Origin of the sequence: Nocardioides sp. YIM 152315, assembly GCF_029210375.1 — a bacterium.
GTDB lineage: Bacteria > Actinomycetota > Actinomycetes > Propionibacteriales > Nocardioidaceae > Nocardioides.
Map to the genome: position 1 here is coordinate 456,591 of NZ_JARGER010000037.1, position 14,152 is coordinate 470,742.

Annotated in this window: 16 protein-coding genes and 3 tRNA genes; 9 read left to right on the plus strand and 10 right to left on the minus strand. The window is 73.2% G+C overall.

What is annotated here, in order from left to right; translation table 11 throughout:
- Window positions 1–8 precede the first annotated feature (8 nt).
- Both PZ894_RS13735 and PZ894_RS13740 read left to right on the plus strand, forming a co-directional pair.
- Window positions 9–800, plus strand: a complete 792-nt coding sequence (locus PZ894_RS13735) for a Cof-type HAD-IIB family hydrolase (RefSeq protein ID WP_275745576.1) — start codon at window positions 9–11, stop codon at window positions 798–800.
- A 9-nt stretch (window positions 801–809) separates the two neighbouring features.
- Window positions 810–1,418 carry a hypothetical protein gene (locus PZ894_RS13740; protein WP_275745578.1) on the plus strand — a complete coding sequence of 203 codons (609 nt, stop codon included), beginning with the start codon at window positions 810–812 and terminating at the stop codon, window positions 1,416–1,418.
- A gap of 6 nt (window positions 1,419–1,424) precedes the next feature.
- Here PZ894_RS13740 and PZ894_RS13745 read toward each other — a convergent pair whose 3' ends face one another.
- From PZ894_RS13745 to PZ894_RS13760, 4 genes are read right to left on the minus strand one after another with little or no spacing between them, the layout of a single operon-like run.
- Entirely contained in the window at window positions 1,425–1,997 is a 573-nt protein-coding gene (locus PZ894_RS13745; RefSeq protein WP_275745580.1) for a bacterial proteasome activator family protein, read from the minus strand.
- A gap of 30 nt (window positions 1,998–2,027) precedes the next feature.
- On the minus strand, window positions 2,028–3,005 hold the full coding sequence (locus PZ894_RS13750; RefSeq protein WP_275745582.1) for an NAD(P)H-quinone oxidoreductase: 978 nt from the start codon (window positions 3,003–3,005) through the stop codon (window positions 2,028–2,030).
- Between the two features lie 16 nt (window positions 3,006–3,021).
- Window positions 3,022–3,348 (minus strand): DUF6457 domain-containing protein, encoded by a 327-nt coding sequence (locus tag PZ894_RS13755; RefSeq protein WP_275745584.1) that lies wholly within the window; start codon window positions 3,346–3,348, stop codon window positions 3,022–3,024.
- A 48-nt stretch (window positions 3,349–3,396) separates the two neighbouring features.
- Window positions 3,397–3,945, minus strand: a complete 549-nt coding sequence (locus tag PZ894_RS13760) for an NTP transferase domain-containing protein (RefSeq protein ID WP_275745586.1) — start codon at window positions 3,943–3,945, stop codon at window positions 3,397–3,399.
- A gap of 18 nt (window positions 3,946–3,963) precedes the next feature.
- Between PZ894_RS13760 and PZ894_RS13765 the strand changes: the two genes are divergently transcribed.
- Together PZ894_RS13765 and PZ894_RS13770 are read left to right on the plus strand one after the other, a co-directional pair.
- Window positions 3,964–4,728, plus strand: a complete 765-nt coding sequence (locus PZ894_RS13765; protein WP_275745588.1) for a carbon-nitrogen hydrolase family protein — start codon at window positions 3,964–3,966, stop codon at window positions 4,726–4,728.
- Window positions 4,729–4,739: 11 nt separating this feature from the next.
- Window positions 4,740–5,933 (plus strand): hypothetical protein, encoded by a 1,194-nt coding sequence (locus PZ894_RS13770; protein ID WP_275745590.1) that lies wholly within the window; start codon window positions 4,740–4,742, stop codon window positions 5,931–5,933.
- On the opposite strand, the gene PZ894_RS13775 is transcribed toward PZ894_RS13770, so the two are convergent.
- The gene (locus PZ894_RS13775; RefSeq protein WP_275745592.1) at window positions 5,845–6,489 is read right to left on the minus strand and encodes a hypothetical protein; all 645 of its coding nucleotides are present in this window, start codon (window positions 6,487–6,489) and stop codon (window positions 5,845–5,847) included. The two genes, PZ894_RS13770 and PZ894_RS13775, sit on opposite strands and share 89 nt — an antisense overlap.
- Window positions 6,490–6,567: 78 nt before the next feature.
- On the opposite strand from PZ894_RS13775, the gene PZ894_RS13780 reads away from it, so the two are divergent.
- Window positions 6,568–6,801 carry a biotin/lipoyl-binding carrier protein gene (locus PZ894_RS13780; RefSeq protein WP_275745594.1) on the plus strand — a complete coding sequence of 78 codons (234 nt, stop codon included), beginning with the start codon at window positions 6,568–6,570 and terminating at the stop codon, window positions 6,799–6,801.
- Between the two features lie 109 nt (window positions 6,802–6,910).
- Here PZ894_RS13780 and PZ894_RS13785 read toward each other — a convergent pair.
- Window positions 6,911–6,995 (minus strand) — tRNA-Ser (locus PZ894_RS13785).
- Window positions 6,996–7,059: 64 nt separating this feature from the next.
- Window positions 7,060–7,443 (minus strand): hypothetical protein, encoded by a 384-nt coding sequence (locus PZ894_RS13790; RefSeq protein ID WP_275745596.1) that lies wholly within the window; start codon window positions 7,441–7,443, stop codon window positions 7,060–7,062.
- 111 nt (window positions 7,444–7,554) lie between these two features.
- On the opposite strand from PZ894_RS13790, the gene PZ894_RS13795 reads away from it, so the two are divergent.
- The 3 genes from PZ894_RS13795 to PZ894_RS13805 all read left to right on the plus strand — a co-directional run bounded on the left by PZ894_RS13795 (window position 7,555) and on the right by PZ894_RS13805 (window position 8,672).
- On the plus strand, window positions 7,555–8,049 hold the full coding sequence (locus tag PZ894_RS13795) for a hypothetical protein (protein ID WP_275745598.1): 495 nt from the start codon (window positions 7,555–7,557) through the stop codon (window positions 8,047–8,049).
- A 153-nt stretch (window positions 8,050–8,202) separates the two neighbouring features.
- Window positions 8,203–8,295, plus strand: a tRNA-Ser gene (locus PZ894_RS13800).
- Between the two features lie 254 nt (window positions 8,296–8,549).
- Window positions 8,550–8,672: a hypothetical protein gene (locus PZ894_RS13805; RefSeq protein WP_275745599.1), complete on the plus strand. Its 123-nt coding sequence runs from the start codon at window positions 8,550–8,552 to the stop codon at window positions 8,670–8,672.
- A gap of 114 nt (window positions 8,673–8,786) precedes the next feature.
- Here the strand turns inward: PZ894_RS13805 and PZ894_RS13810 are convergent, their stop codons facing one another.
- Both PZ894_RS13810 and PZ894_RS13815 read right to left on the minus strand, forming a co-directional pair.
- The gene (locus PZ894_RS13810; RefSeq protein ID WP_275745601.1) at window positions 8,787–9,812 is read right to left on the minus strand and encodes a LuxR family transcriptional regulator; all 1,026 of its coding nucleotides are present in this window, start codon (window positions 9,810–9,812) and stop codon (window positions 8,787–8,789) included.
- A 117-nt stretch (window positions 9,813–9,929) separates the two neighbouring features.
- Window positions 9,930–11,792, minus strand: coding sequence for a phosphoenolpyruvate carboxykinase (GTP) (locus PZ894_RS13815; protein ID WP_275745603.1), 1,863 nt, complete (start codon window positions 11,790–11,792; stop codon window positions 9,930–9,932).
- Window positions 11,793–12,162: 370 nt separating this feature from the next.
- On the opposite strand from PZ894_RS13815, the gene PZ894_RS13820 reads away from it, so the two are divergent.
- Window positions 12,163–12,235, plus strand: a tRNA-Arg gene (locus tag PZ894_RS13820).
- 71 nt (window positions 12,236–12,306) lie between these two features.
- Here the strand turns inward: PZ894_RS13820 and PZ894_RS13825 are convergent.
- Window positions 12,307–14,142 carry an N-acetylmuramoyl-L-alanine amidase gene (locus PZ894_RS13825; protein WP_275745605.1) on the minus strand — a complete coding sequence of 612 codons (1,836 nt, stop codon included), beginning with the start codon at window positions 14,140–14,142 and terminating at the stop codon, window positions 12,307–12,309.
- Window positions 14,143–14,152: the final 10 nt, after the last annotated feature.

Sequence of the window (14,152 nt, forward strand, 5' to 3'; positions counted from 1 at the left end):
CACGGGCCGTGAGGCCGAAGCTCGTCGCCACCGACCTCGACGGCACCCTCGTGCGCAGCGACGGCACCGTCTCGGCGTACACCGCCGACGTGCTGGCCCGGGTCGAGGCCCTGGGCGTGCCGGTGGTGTTCGTGACCGGCCGGCCGCTGCGGTGGACCGAGGAGGTCTTCGAGCACGTCGGCGAGCACGGTCTCGCGGTGGTCTCGAACGGCGCACTGGTGTGGGACGTCCGCCGGCACCGACCGTCGCTCGAGAGACCGATCGAGCCCGAGCTCGGCCTCGAGGTGTGCCGGCTGCTGCGTGCCGCGCTGCCCGACACGGCGTTCGCGGTCGAGACCGTGGAGGGGATCGATCTCGAGCAGCACTTCGACGAGCGGCCGCCGGTGCCCCCGGGCTCCCGCCGCGGGCCGATCGAGGAGCTCTTCGACCGCCCGGCGCTCAAGCTGCTCGCGCGCCACGAGGAGCTCACCCCGCAGGAGTTCTGGGACCTCGCCGAGGAGGCGGTCGGCGGCCGCCTGGTGATCACGTGGTCCTCGACGACCGCCCTGCTCGAGATCAGCGCGCCCGGCGTGACCAAGGCCTCGACCCTCGAGCTGCTGTGCGCCGACCTCGGCGTCGGCGCGGCCGACGTCGTCGCCTTCGGCGACATGCCCAACGACCTGCCGATGCTGGCGTGGGCCGGCGCGTCGTACGCCATGGCCGACGCGCACCCGACCGTCCTCGACGCGGCGACCCACCGCGCACCGTCGAACGACGACGACGGCGTCGCCCGGGTGCTGACTGGTCTCTTCGGGCTGTGATCTGTTGAGATGACCACCGTGTCCCGCACGATGTCCCGCACCGCGCCCCGCCTCCGACCGGTCGTCGCCGCGCTCCTCCTGGCTCCGGCCGGCGTGGTGTCGCTCGTCGCCGCACCGGCGGTGGCCGCGTGCCCCCCGGATCGGGCGACGCTGGCCGAGCACGCCAAGGACGCCAACGGCGTCTTCACCGGGACCATCGAGGAGCGGTCCGCCGCCGGCCGGACCGTGACGTACGTCGTGCAGACCGATCGGGTCTACAAGGGCGTCGTCGCGGAGTCGCCCGTCGAGGTCACCACCGACGCCCGGCGCGGCCGGTGTGGCAAGCCGGGGCTGCGGACCGGCGCGGCGTACGTCTTCTTCGTCGCCCGCGACGGCGACGCGCTGACCACCGACAGTCGCAGCGGCACGGCGCGGGCCACCGACGAGCTCGTCGGGCAGGTCGAGCAGCTGTTCGGCGACGGGCGCCCGGCCATCGAGCCGGAGCCCGCCCCGGTGGCGTTCACCACGGTCGCCGGCGAGCCGGACGAGATCCGGCGCGTCGCCGCCCCCGGCGCCGCCCTGGTCATCGTCGGCCTGCTCGGGCTGGTGCTGGTGGCCTGGCGGGCGCGGCGCGCTTAGACGCGTCTAGAGGTACATCCCGCCCGACTCGCCGGGAGTCTGCGGCGGGCCGTCGCCGCCCGGCTGCGCCGGCCCCGGCCGGCCCACGCCGGGCGGGAGGCCGCGGCGGATCTGCTCGAACTGGGCTCGGGCGGCCATCTGCTGGGCGTAGATGGCGGTCTGGATGCCGTGGAAGAGCCCCTCGAGCCAGCCGACCAGCTGGGCCTGGGCGATGCGCAGCTCGGCGTCGGAGGGGGTGGCGTCCTCGGTGAACGGCAGCGACAGCCGCTCGAGCTCCTCGATGAGCTCCGGGGCGAGCCCCTCCTCGAGCTCCTTGATCGAGGCGGAGTGGATCTCCTTGAGGCGCTGTCGGCTGGCGTCGTCGAGCGGCGCCGAGCGCACCTCCTCGAGGAGCTGGCGGATCATGCTGCCGATCCGCATCACCTTCGCCGGCTGCTCGACCAGCTCGGTCACCGACGGCTCGTTGTCGTCGCCGTCCCCGGACGAGGAGACCGCAGCGGCCGGCATGGCGGCCACCGGTTGCCCGTCGGGTCCGATGATGACGACCTGCTGCTCGGGCTGCTGGTCCTGATCGCTCATGCCCTCACCGTAGCGGTGCGGGCGAACGGGTCAGACCGTGAGCAGGATCTTGCCGCTGTGCTCGCCGGACTCCATGAAGGCATGTGCCGCGGCCGCCTCGCCCAGGGGGAAGGATCGGCCGACGATCGGCCGCACCAGCCCCTCGGCCACCAGCGGCCACACGTGCTCGACGACCGACGCGCAGATCGCGGCCTTCTCCTCCGCCGGTCGCGGCCGCAGCAGGGTGCCGATGACGGCGCCGTTGCGTGACATCAGCCGGCCGATGTCGAGCTCGGCCTTCGTGCCGCCCTGCATGCCGATGATCACCAGTCGGCCCTGCCGGCCGAGGGCGTCGACGTTGCGCCCGAGGTACGTCGCGCCCATGTTGTCGAGGATCACGTCGGCACCGCGGCCGTCGGTGGCGTCCTTCACGGCCGCCACGAAGTCCTGCTGGCGGTAGTCGATCGTCACGTCGGCACCGAGCGCCGCACACGCCGCCAGCTTCTCGGGCGTCCCCGCGGTGGTCAGCACCCGGGCGCCGAGCTGGTGGGCGAGCTGGATCGCGAACGATCCGATGCCGCCCGCTCCGCCGTGCACGAGCAGCGTCTCCTGCGGCTGGAGTCCGGCCACCATGAACACGTTGGACCAGACCGTGCACGCGACCTCCGGCAGCGCGGCGGCCGTGACGAGGTCGATCCCGTCCGGGACCGGCATCACCTGCCCGGCGGGGACGGCCACCTGCTCGGCGTACCCGCCGCCCGCGAGCAGCGCGCACCCGCTGTCGCCGACCGACCACTCGGTCACCCCCTCGCCGATCGCCGAGACCGTGCCGCTGACCTCCATCCCGATCACGTCCGACGCTCCCGGGGGCGGTGCGTAGACGCCCTTGCGCTGCAGCAGGTCGGCCCGGTTCAACCCGGATGCGGCGACGTCCAGCACCACCTCGCCGGGGCCGGGCGCGGGGTCCGGGATCTCGGCGACGGACAGGACCTCGGGGCCACCGGGCTCGGTGGCGATCACGGCGCGCATGCGCCCACCCTAGGGTTCAGACCTCGTCGTAGATCTCGCCGGTGTGGTCGACGGCGGAGTCGTCCGGGATCTCGTCGTCCACGTCGTCGGGGTCCGGGGCGTCGGCCGGTCGGTCCCAGCCCTCGGCGAGCCGCTGGGCGCGCGCGGCGAGCTGCTCCAGCCGCTCGGGGTCGGCGCCGCTGGAGCCCGCCGCGAACCCCAGCAGGTACGCCGTGATCGGCGCGGCCGGCCGCGTGACGCTGTGTGCGGCGACCCGCGCCAGGTCGAGCACCAGAGCCTCGTCGACCTCGGTGTCCACGTCGAGGACGTCGCTGAGCTCGTCGATCCAGTCGTGGAGGTTCACCTCCACAGATTCGCGGCATCGCCCGGGTGTCGCAACCCCTCGGCGGTCTCACAGGTCGCGCAGGTCGGCCCAGGTGTCCACGTCGCGGCCCTCGTCACCGGCCGGCGACACCAGCCCGAGGTCGAGGGCGGCGAGCAGCGACCGCATCGACATGCCGTGCTGGGCCTCGTGGCCGGGGCGCACCTCGTCGAGCCGGCCGGCGTCGAGCACGCCGGCGAGCTGGCGACGGCCCTCGGCGTCGCAGAGGAACGCCCCGTCGCGTCCGGCCGCCGCCTCGTGCAGCCGGCGGAACGTCCACGGCGTCACCCGCGGCATGTCCACGGCCAGCACGCCGAGGGTCGTCGGTCGCTGTACCAGCGCGTCGTACCCCGTCAGCAGCGCGGCCGCCGGGCCGCCGAACCGGGGGTTCTCGCGGCAGAAGGTCACCGGTCGTGTCGTCCGCACCGGATCGCCCACGACCACCACCTCGTGGGCGTCGAGCAGGGCGCCGATCGCGTGCTCGAGCAGCGACTGCCCGGCGTGCTCGATCGACGCCTTGTCGGCTCCGTCCATGCGCACCGCGCGGCCGCCGGCCAGGACGATCGCCGCAAACGTCATGTGTGGCAGTCTCGCACCGTGGCCACGTTGCGAGTCGCCCTCGTCCAGCACGCCTCCGGCCTGGAGCCGGAGGGCAACCGGGCGCTGCTCGGCGAGCTGGCGCCGACCGGCGCGGACCTCGTGGTCTTCCCGGAGGCGTTCGCCCGCGACTTCGGCGCGGCCGGCTCCGACGTCAGCGCGTACGCCGAGCCGGTGGACGGCCCGTTCGCGACGGAGGTCGCCCGGGTGGCCGGCGACCTCGGGTCGACCGTCGTCGCCGGCATGTTCGAGCGCGGCGAGGACCCCGGTCGTCCCTACAACACCCTGGTCGTCCGGGGCGCCGCCGAGGCGACGTACCGCAAGATCCACCTCTACGACTCGTTCGGCTACCGTGAGTCGGACCGGCTGACCGGCGGACCGACCGCGCCGGTGGTGCTCGACCTGGCGGGCTTCCGGGTCGGCCTGATGACCTGCTACGACCTCCGCTTCCCCGAGCTCGCGCGGGCCCTCGTCGATGCCGGCGCCGAGGTGCTCGTGGTCCCGGCCGCCTGGGTCTCCGGCCCGCTCAAGGTCGACCACTGGCGGACGCTCGTGCGCGCCCGGGCGATCGAGAACACGGCGTTCGTGGTGGCCGTCGGGCAGCCCGGCCCGCGCCACACCGGGCACTCGCTCGTCGTGGACCCGCTGGGCGAGGTGCTCGCGGAGGCCGGGGAGGGGCCCGAGGTGCTCACCGGCGTGCTCGAGCACACGGTCCTCGAGGGGGCCCGCAGGACCAACCCCTCGCTCGCGAATCGGCGAATGTAACGTTCCTGCCCGTGTCGTCCAGGTCCGCTCCCCGCCGTCGTGCAGAGCGCTCGTCGCGGCGTCGGAGCCGGGCCGCCCGCACCACGCCGGACCCGCGGCCGGCGCCGGTCGCGCCGGTCGCGCTGCCTGCCCCCGTCGACGCGCCGGCCCCGGAGCCGGCATCGCCGGTCGTCGCCGAGGACCGGGCGGCCGCGCCGGAGCCGGAGTCGCGGCCGTTGACCCGGCGCGCCCGGTTCGCCCGGACGCGGTGGCCGTTCGTCATCTGGCTGCTGGTCGTCCTCGCCGGCGTCGGGGCGCTCGTGTCGTGCCGCCTCGAGGTCGGCGCCGACTGGGTGTGCGGCGCCGGGGCAGTCGCGGTGTCGACGGCGTACTCGTGGGCCCTGGCGGTCCGCTGCGGCGGCCGCCCGGTCGTGGTCGGGGCGCTCGCCCTGGTCCTGGGTCTCGCCGCCGTGCTCAGCGACGACGACTCGCTGCGCACGGGGGCCGCCGTGCTGACCTGCGTGGTCGCCGCGGTCCTGGCGGTGATGGCGACCGCGCCGACGGTGCGCTTCGTCGGGGCGATCCGCGAGGTGGTCCTCGCCCTGGTGCTCGCGGCGGTCGGCGCGATGGCGACGGTCGGCTTCGAACCGGTGGTCCGGGTGGCGCGCTTCGAGTACGTCACGCTCGGGTTGTCGTTGCTCGGCTCCTTCGCCGTCGTCTACCGCCTCGGCGCGGGCCTGCACGGGCTCGGTCGTCGGGGTGTGGTCATCGTGCTGATCGGCAGCGGCGTGCTGGCGATCACGCTGGCGTACGCCGAGCTGCTCCGCCGCTACGGCACCCCCGGGCTGGTCGGCAACCTGCTCGACGTCGTGGTCTGGTCGCGCGACACCCTCGGCGCCTTCCCCCGCCCGCTCGAGACCGTGCTGGGCATCCCGGCACTGGCCTGGGGCGTGCACATGCGCGCGCGCCGCCGTCAGGGCTGGTGGGTGTGCGCGTTCGGCGTCGCCGCCACCGCACCCGTCGCGCAGGGGCTCGTCAACCCCTCGATCACGCTCGTCGAGAGCGCGCTCGCCGTGACCTACGGCGCGGTCGTCGGGCTGTTGATCGGGTACGCCGTGATCCGCATCGACCTCGCGTTCACCGCGCCGCGCGGGCGCCGTGGCCGACGGGCAGAGGCGGCCGCCGCCCTGCGGCCCGAACCGCCTCGTACCCGGGCGCTCCTCTGAGCCCGGACTCGCGGCCGAGCTCCAGGTCGACGGCGAGCGCGGCGCCGCCGTGCAGGTCGGCCGGCGGCACGATCAGCTCGCGTGCGACCACCACGTCGACGTCGGCGGCCGGAACCACCACGATCCACAGCGAGCCGTGGTGCGCCACCGCGAGCTGGCCGGGGTGGTAGGCCGGGGCGCAGCCGCCGAGGTCCGCCGCGATGATGCTGGTGACGCCGCGGGAGCGGGCCCGGTCGAGGCGCCGGCGCGAAACCGACCGCGGGCCGAGGACCTGCGTCGGCGGGCCTACGGCGAGCCGGACGCCGGCGGTCCACGGGTGGACCACGTCGAGCCGGGTGGAGATCGGGGCGTCGTCATGGCGGTGGTAGGTCTCGTGACCCGCCTCGCGCATCTTGCGCCACCACGCCTCGCGGTGGTGCCGCCGGCCGACAGCGGCGCCGACGTACACGTCCGCCCCGAGCCGGACGGCGGCGTCGAGGTCGTCGCACACGTAGGGCTGCGGCAGCAAGTCGCCGCCGACCGTGGCCAGGGCGGCGCGGAGGCGGAGTGTCGTCACACCGGGAGGAGGTGCGCCCGGCCGGGCCAGATACCGGCGGTGCACGGGGTACGCCGCGGTAACGGCTAGGTTCGCACCATGCCCCGCGAACAGGTGACCGAGGTCGTGGCCGAGATGGTGGCCAACGTGATGAGCGTGGCGGTCGCGCCGGGCGACCGGGTGGCGGCCGGCGACACGGTCGTGCTGCTGGAGTCGATGAAGATGGAGATCCCGGTGCTCGTGGAGGCGCCGGGCGCCGTGCGTGCGGTCAAGGTCGCCCCGGGCGACGTCGTCCAGGAGGGTGACGTGCTCGTGGAGGTCGTCACCGGCTGACGGGCCCCGCGCAGGCGACCGGCGAAGGTCTCGAGACATCCCGTCGCGCGGCTCCTCGACCTCGCTGCAGACTCTCAGCCTTCGCAGGCTCAGGCTGAGGCAGCAGAAGCAGAGGGGGCGGGATTCGAACCCGCGGTGGGTCTCCCCACGACCGCTTTCAAGGCGGTTCCGATCGGCCACTCCGGCACCCCTCCGTGCCCGGACCCAGGTCCGGCACGCGTGCAGTCTATGGCCGCGCGGCCCGTGGTCCCGGACGGGCTACTCGGAGCCGCCGAGCTCGAGCTCGACCTCGTCGTAGGCGAGGTCGCTGAGCCGCTGCGCGTGGTGGCCGACGTCGACCAGCAGTCGCTGCAGCTCCACGTGCACGACGCCCGGGTCGGGGTGCTCGAGCACCTGCGAGCCGAGGGTGCCGATGCGGGCGAGCAGGCTGTTGCGCTCGCGCAGCACGCTGCCCTCGCGGGCGGCGGTCCACCCGTCGGCGCCGGAGCCGGTCTCGGCGACGAGGGCGTCGCGGACGGCGGCCATCTCCTGGCGGACCCGCCAGCGCCACTGCCCCGTGGAGACCCCGGGCCGGCGGCGGGCGTCGAGCACCCGACCGAGGCTCTGCAGCGCGGCCGACAACCCCGTGGTGGTGACGGTCATGACAACCTCCCGGCGGCCCGGAGCGGTGGGGGGACTTCCGAGTGTGAACCTCGCGAGCCCGGGCGACAACCCGCCGTCGGTCCCGAATGCGATGTCTTGTTCAATCAGGTCATGCCTTCCGCCGACCGTCGTCCCGGTCCCGCCGACGTCCCCGCGGTGTCGGAGTACCGGTTCGCGCCCGGGGTCGCCGCCCGGCTGGTCGGCGGGCTGCTCGTGCTGCTCGCCCTCCTGCTGGTCGTCGTCACCGTCGTGGTCGCCGTCGCGGGCCTGCCGGTCCTCGTGCTCGGCGTCGTCGCCGTGATCGGCGTGGTCGGCGTGCTGGCGGCGGGCAACCTCCTCACCCGCCGCGTGCCGGTGGTGCACTTCGGGCCCGACGGCTACCGGGTGCGCCTGGTGCGCGGTGTGGGGGTCTCGTCCGCCGCCTGGACCGACGTGCGGGAGGCGGTGACGGCGTCGCCCGACGGGCTGCCGGTCGTCGTGCTGAGGCTCGAGGACGATCGCGCCACGACGATCCCGGTCACGGTGCTCGACGTCGATCGCGAGCAGTTCGTCCGGGAGCTCCAGGCCCACCTCCAGCGCGGGCAGGGGATCACCCCGCTGTCGTGAGCCCTCGCGAGGCGGCGGTGGGATCGGCTCCGTCCCGGGTGTCGGGAACCGAGCCGGAGTCACCGCCGTCCGTCGCCAGCCCCGTCGGTCGCAGGCAGGTGAGCCCTGATTCGGCGGGTGCCGGTCGGTCCTTGTAGCCTGTGCAGGCTGTCGGGAGGCGTCGCCTAGTCCGGTCTATGGCGCCCGCCTGCTAAGCGGGTTGAGGGCAAACCCCTCTCGCGGGTTCAAATCCCGCCGCCTCCGCCAGTGACACGACCCCCTCCGCGCCTGCGCGCGGAGGGGGTCGCCGCGTTGTAGGGTCGGGTCCTTCACTCATCTCGGGGAGCCCTCGGCCGTTCGTGGCCCCGGCTCTTGCGCGTTCCTGCGGCGCTGCGCATCGTTGCAGGAAGTTGCATTGCACTTATATGAGGCACCGTTTGGTGATGCCGTCGTCCGGCCATGCCGGATCATTGAGGTACCGGGCCAACCGTGGGGCCCGATGAGCACAGAGGTGGGCAAGGATGAAGATTGCGCGCAAGATCGCGTTCGTGGTGGCGACAGCGACCCTGAGTGTCGGCCTGCTGGGGATCTCGGCTCCCGCCCACGCCGACTTCAGTTGGGGCATCGGCTCGGCCCGCCGCTGACGGACAACCAACCTGAGGCGGAGCCGGCCGCACCCCCACGTCGCCAGGCTCCGAGGCTCACCCCCCAGAGCCCGCCTCACTGATTGAGGGCAGTGGTCCGTCGGACCACTGCCCTCAATCATTCTCGCGGGGGTCGTCGTCCGGCCCGCTCCCGTCGACGCCGGGCCCGAGGCGACCCAGCGAGTAGCCGAGCTGGAAGCGGGTCTCCGCGTCGAACTCCTCCTTGAGGTCGGCCACGTAGCCGGCGTAGGTCCGCGGGCTCACCCCCAGCCGCTTCGCCGAGACCGGGTCGGAGTGCCCCTCGATGAGCATCCGCATGGTCATCGCCCGCTGCTCCTCCGCGATGCCCTTGACGACCGACGCCTCCTGGCTGGTGAACGGGCGGGCCCGCTCCCAGGAGCGCATGAAGACGTCGACGAGGTAGGCGACGATGGTCGGCTCCCGGATCGCGAGGGCGGTGCCGCGGTCCTCGGTCGACGGGATGATCGCCGTGCGTCGGTCGACGACGATCATCCGGTTGAAGAACTCGTCCTGGGTCCGCACCTCCGCGCCCAGGGGCGCCAGCGCCTCGACGTACTCCCGGGTGGCGGTGCTGCGCCGGGCGCTGTGCTGGTAGAGGGTCAGGATGCGAACGCCGCGCTCCAGCATCTCCTTCTCCGCCAGCAGCGAGTCCTCCAGCCCCTTGCCGGTGTCGCGACCGGTCTGCGGCTGCGCGGTGAGCACCTCCTCCTCCGCCTCGGGTACGACCGTGTGCAGGTAGGAGCTGATCGAGTCGCCGTGCAGGTAGCGGAAGGGCCCCCGTTCGGAGGTACCGGGAGCCCGTCGCCAGGCGTGACTGACCGTCGCGAACGCCTCGGTCCAGCGCGACGACTCCTGGAGCAGCTCGGCGCCCTGCTGGGTCAGCGGCGCCACGACCCGGGTGTGCACGAGGCCGGGGTCCTCGGCGACCCAGGTCTCCCTCTCCGGATCGAGCCGGACCAGTCCCAGCTCGCGCAGCTGCTCGAACGCGTCGTGCAGCTCACCGCCGGCGACGATCCGCGGCTCGCCGGCGACGATCCCGCCCGCCGTGACGATCTCCTCGTAGAGCGCCGTCCCGGCGGTCTCGAAGAGCGCGCGGTCCTCCGCGTCGGATGTCCCCACATCCCCTCCTGGCCGTACCCCCACGTCCCGTGTGACCCGATGATCCCACAGGGCGCCAACGAGGGGCCCCGTCTGGTCGACGGGGCCCCTCGTGCGTACGGCGTGCGGGGTGCTCGGTCAGCCTCCGAGCCGGGCGCGGAGCCCGTCGAGCTCGGTCCAGAGCACGGCCGGCAGGTCCTCGCCGAACTTCTCGAACCACTCCTGGATCTGCGGCAGCTCGGCCCGCCACTCCTCGACGTCGACGTGCAGCGCGGCGGCCAGTGCCTCGTCGCTCAGGTCGAGGCCGTCGGTGTCGAGGGCGTCGGGCGTCGGCACGAGACCGATCGGGGTCTCCACCCCGGCGGCCCGGCCGTCGATGCGCTCGACGACCCACTTGAGCACCCGGCTGTTCTCACCGAAGCCGGGCCAGAGGAAGTCACCCTCGGCCCCCGAATCCAGCTGAGCGCGGCGGAACCAGTTGACGTAGAAGATCCTCGGCAACAGGTGGGCGTCGTTGTCCTTGCCGACGTTGATCCAGTGGCCGAAGTAGTCCCCGGCGTTGTAGCCGATGAAGGGCAGCATCGCCATCGGGTCGCGGCGCACGACGCCGACCGCGCCGACCGCCGCCGCGGTCGTCTCCGAGGAGAGGGTCGCGCCGAGGAAGGTGCCGTGCGTCCAGTCGCGGGCCTCGAAGACCAGCGGGACGGTGGTCTTGCGGCGGCCGCCGAAGAGGATCGCGTCGATCGGCACGCCGCGCGGGTCGTCGTACTCCGCTGCGAGGATGTCGCACTGCTTGATCGGCGTGCAGTAGCGGCTGTTCGGGTGGCTGGAGAGCTCCGGCGACTCCGGGGTCCAGGGCTCGCCCTTCCACGAGGTGGCCCGGGCCGGCGGGTTCTCCAGGCCCTCCCACCAGACGTCGCCGTCCTCGGTGAGCGCGACGTTGGTGAAGACCGAGTTGCCCTTGTTGATGGTCCTCATCGCGTGGGGGTTGGTGTGCTCGTTGGTCCCCGGCGCGACGCCGAAGAAGCCGTACTCGGGGTTGACCGCCCAGAGGCGACCGTCCTCGCCGATGCGCATCCAGGCGATGTCGTCGCCGAGCGTCTCGACCGTCCAGCCGGGGATCGTCGGCTTCAGCATCGCGAGATTGGTCTTGCCGCACGCGGACGGGAACGCCGCCGCGACGTACTTCACCGTGCCCTCGGGCGAGGTGAGCTTGAGGATCAGCATGTGCTCGGCCAGCCAGCCCTCGTCGCGCGCCATCACCGAGGCGATGCGCAGGGCGTAGCACTTCTTGCCGAGCAGCGCGTTGCCGCCGTAGCCGGAGCCGTAGGACCAGATCGCGCGCTCCTCGGGGAACTGCACGATGTACTTGGTGTCGTTGCACGGCCACGCGACATCGGGCTGGCCGGGCTCGAGCGGGTGCCCGACCGAGTGGATCGCGGGGACGAAGTGCACCTCGGCTCCGGCGGCGTCCAGCTCGGTCATCCGGTCGAGCACCGCGGTGCCCATCCGCGACATCACGCGCATCGAGGCGGTGACGTACGCCGAGTCGGTCAGCTCGATGCCGAACATGGGGCGCTCGGCGTCGAGGTGGCCCATCACGAACGGGATGACGTACATGGTGCGACCACGCATGCAGCCGTCGTACAGGCCGCGCATGATCTGCTTCATCTCCTCCGGCGCCATCCAGTTGTTGGTGGGGCCGGCGTCGCGCTCGTCGACCGAGCAGATGTAGGTGCGGTCCTCGACGCGGGCGACGTCGATCGGGTCGGACGCGGCGTGGAAGGAGTTCGGCTTGATCGCCGGGTCGAGGCGGGTGAAGGTCCCGGTCGCGACGAGGGCCTCGGTGAGCTCGGTCCACTCCTCGTCGGAGCCGGTGCACCAGTGGATCCGGTCGGGCCGGGTCAGCGCGGCGACCTCGTCGACGAAGTCGAGGATGCCCTGGTGGGTGGTGGGGGGAGTGGTCGTCGGATGGGTGGGGGCCTGCGTGTCGGCGGTCATGGCTCGTTCCCTCTCGCGATTCGCGGTCCCGGCGCCGTCGTGGACGCCGTCCCGGCATCGGTGTTGCGGTGACCGTACCGGGCGTCCCGGCCCGCTCATATTGGATCGATCAACCGACGGTGCCGACCGTCACATCCCTTGTTTTGAGCGGGTCTGAGCCTCGAGGATGCGTCCACAATCGCCCATGCTTCCGCCCTTTCGAGGCCTAAGGGAGGCAGCCGCGGGCCCGAGCGCGAGCGGCTCGGTCGATACCGGCCGGATGCCGGACCGTCGGGTCGTCCCGCCTGCGATCGCGGCCCGAGGACCACGCTGATTTCGGGTCCGTCGGAGCGGTCCGCTATCCTCGACCAGTCGCTCGCGAGGGCGGCATGCGCCCGTAGCTCAACGGATAGAGCATCTGACTACGGATCAGAAGGTTTGGGGTTCGAATCCCTACGGGCGCGCAGCGCGATCATGAGTCCCGCACCCGCAACGGTGCGGGACTTTTCACGTTGCCGGGCGCCCTCGTCGTGGGTCAGGAGCGCTTGCCGCCCTTGCCGCCCTTGCCGCCCTTGCCGCCCTTGCCATGCTTCCCGCGCTTGCCGCGCTTGCGCCGGAGGACGGCGACCCTCGCCCGGCCGGACGACGCGTCGAACCCCGGCCCGCCGGAGTAGGTGATCGTAGCCCGGGCCCACCCGGCCTTCACCACCGCGAACCTCGCGACGGCGTTGCCCTTGGCGTTCAGCGTCAGCGTCGCGGTCTGGCGGCGCAGCTTCACCGTCACCGTGCCGCTCGGACGGGCCGAGGTGCCGGATGCGCGGACCTTCACGCCGACCGCGGCCTTGCGCCGGAGCCGCTTGGTCTTGACCACGATCCTGGTCGCGGTCGTCACGGCCGCCGTCGCGGCCGCCGTCGAGGTCGCCGCGGTGTAGCCCGCGCGGGTGGCCGTGACCTGGACGCCGATCGTCGCACCGACGTCGTCGGCCGTCGTGGTGTACGCCGTGCCCGTCGCACCCGGGATCGCGGCGCCGTTGCGCAGCCAGGCGACCGCGACGGCGGCGTCCGCGGGGGTGAAGGTCGCCGGGGTGACGGTGAGCGTCTGTCCGAGCGCGGTCGAGCCGCCGATGACCGACGGCGTCACCTCGGCGATCGGGGGCGGCGGAGCGGTGCCGGCGGCGATGATCTGGCGAGTCGCCTCCCGGATCGCGGGGAGCTGTGCGTAGAGCTGGCTGCCGGGGCAGGCGGTGTCGTTGGTGTCGCGGTGCCCGTCGATGACCGGCAGGGTCACGGTGCGCCGCGCGCGGAACTTGTCACTGCCCTCGGAGGTGACGCTCGCGACGCCGAGCGGGTCGAGCCCGAACGGCGTGATCTTCCACGCGGCGATCGACGCGACCGCGGAGATGATCTCCGGGGTCGGCGCGGCCGCGTCGTAGTTGCCGATCACGCAGATGCCGGTCGACGTCGCGTTGAAGCCGAGGGTGTGGGCACCGCGCACGAGCTTCTGCGGCCCCCCGGCCCGGCCGACCCAGATGCGTCCCCACTTGTCGACGAGGAAGTTGTAGCCGATGTCGGACCAGCCGAGGCTCTTGGTGTGGTAGCGGTAGAAGCCGCGCAGCAGGGCCGGTACGTCGGCCTCGGAGTAGTCGTTGCCGCTCGCGGAGTGATGGACGTGCACCTGCTGGAGCGTCGAGTTGTAGCGCGGCCTGCTGGATCGCCAGCTCTCGTCCGCACCCCACTTCCTGCGGGTCAGCATCGCGGGCTTCGTGACCGCGCGCCGACGCGCCCGGGCGCGTCGGCCGCGGGGTCCCGTCGTCGCCGAGCGCACGTCGGGGTGGACCGTCGCGTCGCCGCGGAGCCGGCGCGGGTGGAGGAGCACCAGGGAGAGGTCGTCGGGACGGTGGCCGTCGACGCGGATGTCGATCCCGTCGGACCGTCCGATCCACAGCAGGTGGGTGCCCCGGGTCGCGGACCGCTCCGCCGCCCCGGCGTCCGGCTCGTCGTGCAGGAGGGGCGCGGGGCGCCACGGGGTCCACGTGCCGCGCACCCGGGAGCGGAGGTGGACCTTCGGGTCGCGACGCCCGGTCCAGGTGAAGCCGACCATGGAGTGGGTCGAGGTGCCGAGCTCGCGGGATCGCCACGTGCCGGCCGCCGTCGCCGGCAGCAGGTCGTCGCCGAGGCGCACGGTCAGCTCGCCGACCGAGGAGTCGGAGGAGAGCTCGAGGCGCGGGGCGCCGGAGGGGTCCTCGTCGGACAGGGTCGCGGCGAGCTTGGTCGCGGCGGTGGCAGCGCCCAGCGCCGCCGCCCCGGCCAGGCCGAGGATGACGGGTCGACGGTGCGTGTGGCTGCGTTCCACCACGACAGTCTCCGTCACTCGCGCACCA

What these genes read in the sequence shown, in the direction of transcription:
- PZ894_RS13740 (WP_275745578.1), top strand. Translation starts at nt 810, where the DNA reads ATGACCACCGTGTCCCGCACGATGTCCCGCACCGCGCCCCGCCTCCGA.
- PZ894_RS13745 (WP_275745580.1), bottom strand. Translation starts at nt 1,997, where the DNA reads ATGAGCGATCAGGACCAGCAGCCCGAGCAGCAGGTCGTCATCATCGGA.
- PZ894_RS13750 (WP_275745582.1), bottom strand. Translation starts at nt 3,005, where the DNA reads ATGCGCGCCGTGATCGCCACCGAGCCCGGTGGCCCCGAGGTCCTGTCC.
- PZ894_RS13760 (WP_275745586.1), bottom strand. Translation starts at nt 3,945, where the DNA reads ATGACGTTTGCGGCGATCGTCCTGGCCGGCGGCCGCGCGGTGCGCATG.
- PZ894_RS13780 (WP_275745594.1), top strand. Translation starts at nt 6,568, where the DNA reads ATGCCCCGCGAACAGGTGACCGAGGTCGTGGCCGAGATGGTGGCCAAC.
- PZ894_RS13790 (WP_275745596.1), bottom strand. Translation starts at nt 7,443, where the DNA reads ATGACCGTCACCACCACGGGGTTGTCGGCCGCGCTGCAGAGCCTCGGT.
- PZ894_RS13795 (WP_275745598.1), top strand. Translation starts at nt 7,555, where the DNA reads ATGCCTTCCGCCGACCGTCGTCCCGGTCCCGCCGACGTCCCCGCGGTG.
- PZ894_RS13805 (WP_275745599.1), top strand. Translation starts at nt 8,550, where the DNA reads ATGAAGATTGCGCGCAAGATCGCGTTCGTGGTGGCGACAGCGACCCTG.
- PZ894_RS13815 (WP_275745603.1), bottom strand. Translation starts at nt 11,792, where the DNA reads ATGACCGCCGACACGCAGGCCCCCACCCATCCGACGACCACTCCCCCC.